This window comes from Phyllobacterium sp. 0TCS1.6A (assembly GCF_026420825.1).
Taxonomy (GTDB): domain Bacteria; phylum Pseudomonadota; class Alphaproteobacteria; order Rhizobiales; family Rhizobiaceae; genus Phyllobacterium.
Genome location: NZ_JAPMAB010000016.1, coordinates 1 through 2,863, shown reverse-complemented (window position 1 = coordinate 2,863; position 2,863 = coordinate 1). Strand labels below are relative to the sequence as shown.

Here is a 2,863-nt window from a genome sequence, read left to right as displayed (position 1 = left end):
CCTCATGCTGAGCCTGTCGAAGCACGCACGATGCTTTTTGCAGCGCTCAAAAAAGGGACTGCACAAACGTCGCTGCGCCCTTCGACAGGCTCAGGATGAGGGAGATTAGAGTTTTGCAGGGTTCTAGTTCTGCAAGCTCGGATTTGATTTGATCGCAGCAAAGAAGCAGCCAAAGTTCGTAGGACGCACCTCAGTGCCGCTGCAATCCCGCACATTCCAACATTCTCCCGCGCATCATCCACGCGTCCAGCTATGTGCTCAGCCAAGGTCGCGCGCATTCGCCCGCCCGGCGCGGCTGTGGCCGCCAAGCGCATTTACCCGTCCACGCACGTATTCGACCAACGCCCGCGCATCATTCACGCGCCCACGCAGCTGCTCAACCGCCTCGCGCATGGATCCATCGCCACACCGTGCATCGCCGAAAAAAGGGGGACAGCTGTGAGGGGAAACCACAGCTGTCCCAAGTGCAGCGGGAATGTTGCAGAACCTGGGTCTCATCAGCCGCCGAGACATTTCTCCACCATCTAATGAACGATGAACTCAACAAAACTGATATTGCTGGCCAGGGCAGTGGGAGGATTAGCGACAAATATACTACGCTGCCGCGGCCATGGAGATAAAACTATTCAAGTATCAAACCAATTCAGAAATGCTTCGTGCTGAAAACAAGACCATTAATACTTCAATTTTGACCCCTCCACAATTAGACGTTGGTCTAAGACGCTGCACCCATGGCGTCGTCGCATCCGGCGTCGCATCCGGTGTCGCATCCGGCGTGGCCAGCAGCGTCCCGGCTTTCGCCGGATCAGGCACCGTCAGGCACCGGCCACGCACCGGCCAGGCGTCGGCCACGCAACGGCAAGCAGGCACATCAGCCGGCGCAAACGCGACAGCCGCGCGAATCGCTGCGGGAGAAATGGGTTTGTTGCCGTCAAGCGGGCCGAGGCCCTTGCCGCACGCGCCGCACGGCAGGCGAAAAGCCCAAACCCGGAGATTGTGCATCGTCCGGGTTTGGCGCGCATTGACTATTGCCGCGTCAGGCTCTCGCTCTTGCAGATCAGCCCGCCCATGACGCAGCCGGAAAGCGACAGCGTGCCGCCCTTTGCCGTGGCCTTGCCATTATAGGTCTTGCCCTCGTCGAGCTTGTTGACGGTGCCCTTGTAGGCGCCGTCCCTGCCGGCCATGGAGCCGATGGATTTGCCCTTGTATTCGCCGGTCATCACGGTGCCGCAATATTTGTCGCCGCCGCAGGCTGAATATTGGATGATGGTGCCGTTCGGGCGCTTCCAGGAGCCGACGATCGGCTCTTCGGCCAGCGCCGGGCCCGCGGCCAGAACGAGCGCGGCACATGTCAGCAGCAGTTTCAGTTTCATTCCTTCCTCCCATTGAAGCCAGCTCCGGCTCTTTCCGCTGGAGCTTACGCAAACGTAAAAGTAATTCAAAAGCCGGGCGATGGAAAGCGGCAAAATCCGGGCTGCGGCGAGGGCGGGCGCCGGCAGGACGCGCCGTTTCAAATCACGCCTTGGTTAGCGGACTCTTGACGCCGCCCAGCGCAATTTTAATGGTCCGGCGCCGCAAAGCCCGCCATTGCTGGACCGGTATATTTAACGAATTCCGAAGTTTACCAGTTGTTTTGATTTTGTTTTTCTCCAGTTAAGCATCCCGCTTAACGCCGCTTTCAAGCCTCTGCTGCCATCATTGCAGACATCGAAAGAGACACGCCAAAACAAAAAAGGCGGCTCTCGGGAAGTCTGACAGGGCATTCCAAGATCAACGGATTTGGTTCAGCAAGGGATTGGCATCATGGCACGTTTTGAACTCCAGAACCTCGATAATGGCCAGGCCGGCGGTTCCGCCGAAACCGATATCATCTTCGAAATGGGGATGATGTATGCCAGCGGCCGCGACTGCGAGGTCGATCTCGTTTCGGCCCATAAATGGTTCAACATCGCTGCAATCAAAGGTTGTGATCGTGCAGCCAGGCGTCGCAGCGAGCTCCTGCGGCACATGTCCAAAGGTCAAATCGCCTCCGCCCTGCACGAGGCGCGTGAATGGTTGAAGTCACACTAAACACAACCTTGAGTAATCGCGACGCTCAGGCTAGACTTTATTACAACTCAGGTTCGTGCCTGCAGACCCCTGGAATAAGTCTAGTTCTTTTGTTCTACTAACAAAATATTTGTTTACGGCGCCGTTTGTTCTTTGACAATTTTCCGCCTTTTCGCGTATTGGAATAGGAATGAAGGCACAACTAAAGCGTGTGCCTCAGTTGTAAATGAATGGAATACGCATGCAGGAAGATCTTGAGAGACTATTGTCGAGCCTGACCGATGCGCAGACGCAACTCATTGCGACCTGTGCCAAGTCCAAGGCATTTCCTGATAATAACACATTGCAGAAAATCGCGACCCTGGAGCTGAATATCGCTGCCGTGGAAACGGCCATCGCCAATCTGCCGCGCAAGGGCGCCAACTAGGCGCCAACCAGCCACTTCGTTCCGGGCATATGCGGGGGTGAGTTTTCTCCCCCGGCCGGCCTCATGCTGGGCCCCTCATGCTGAGCTTGTCGAAGCACGAAGCACGCACTTCACTTATGCAACACACGGCCCTCCGTGGGGCATAAATGGAAACTTATCCCACCACTTTGAAACCGGTTTATTCTGCACAAATCCTTTCCAGTGGGGGAGCAGCTTCCGGTGCTGTTTCGAAAGCTGGGGAAGGGTGGCGTTGCCGGACAGTCGGGAGTGACAAACCCGACTATCCGGCAAACTGCAGAAGGAAACGGAAGTGGCGCTTCGTTTTCCGGGTTGTTGCGTCTGACAAACGCAATGATAGCAGGCAAAGACGTCGCGGGCGGTCTTCGG

The 2,863-nt window shown here is 56.5% G+C and carries 4 protein-coding genes; 2 read left to right on the top strand and 2 right to left on the bottom strand.

Annotation, left to right across the window (positions count from 1 at the left end; translation table 11 throughout):
* Nucleotides 1–258: 258 nt before the first annotated feature.
* The gene (locus tag OSJ75_RS22720) at nt 259–393 is read right to left on the bottom strand and encodes a hypothetical protein (protein ID WP_267229654.1); all 135 of its coding nucleotides are present in this window, start codon (nt 391–393) and stop codon (nt 259–261) included.
* A gap of 632 nt (nt 394–1,025) precedes the next feature.
* Nucleotides 1,026–1,373: a DUF2147 domain-containing protein gene (locus OSJ75_RS22715; protein ID WP_250014583.1), complete on the bottom strand. Its 348-nt coding sequence runs from the start codon at nt 1,371–1,373 to the stop codon at nt 1,026–1,028.
* A gap of 430 nt (nt 1,374–1,803) precedes the next feature.
* Between OSJ75_RS22715 and OSJ75_RS22710 the strand changes: the two genes are divergently transcribed.
* Together OSJ75_RS22710 and OSJ75_RS22705 are read left to right on the top strand one after the other, a co-directional pair.
* Complete coding sequence (locus tag OSJ75_RS22710) at nt 1,804–2,070, top strand: sel1 repeat family protein (protein WP_250014582.1); 267 nt, start codon at nt 1,804–1,806, stop codon at nt 2,068–2,070.
* 220 nt (nt 2,071–2,290) lie between these two features.
* On the top strand, nt 2,291–2,476 hold the full coding sequence (locus OSJ75_RS22705; protein WP_250014581.1) for a hypothetical protein: 186 nt from the start codon (nt 2,291–2,293) through the stop codon (nt 2,474–2,476).
* The last annotated feature ends 387 nt before the right edge of the window (nt 2,477–2,863 follow it).

What these genes read in the sequence shown, in the direction of transcription:
- OSJ75_RS22720 (WP_267229654.1), bottom strand. Translation starts at nt 393, where the DNA reads ATGCGCGAGGCGGTTGAGCAGCTGCGTGGGCGCGTGAATGATGCGCGG.
- OSJ75_RS22715 (WP_250014583.1), bottom strand. Translation starts at nt 1,373, where the DNA reads ATGAAACTGAAACTGCTGCTGACATGTGCCGCGCTCGTTCTGGCCGCG.
- OSJ75_RS22710 (WP_250014582.1), top strand. Translation starts at nt 1,804, where the DNA reads ATGGCACGTTTTGAACTCCAGAACCTCGATAATGGCCAGGCCGGCGGT.
- OSJ75_RS22705 (WP_250014581.1), top strand. Translation starts at nt 2,291, where the DNA reads ATGCAGGAAGATCTTGAGAGACTATTGTCGAGCCTGACCGATGCGCAG.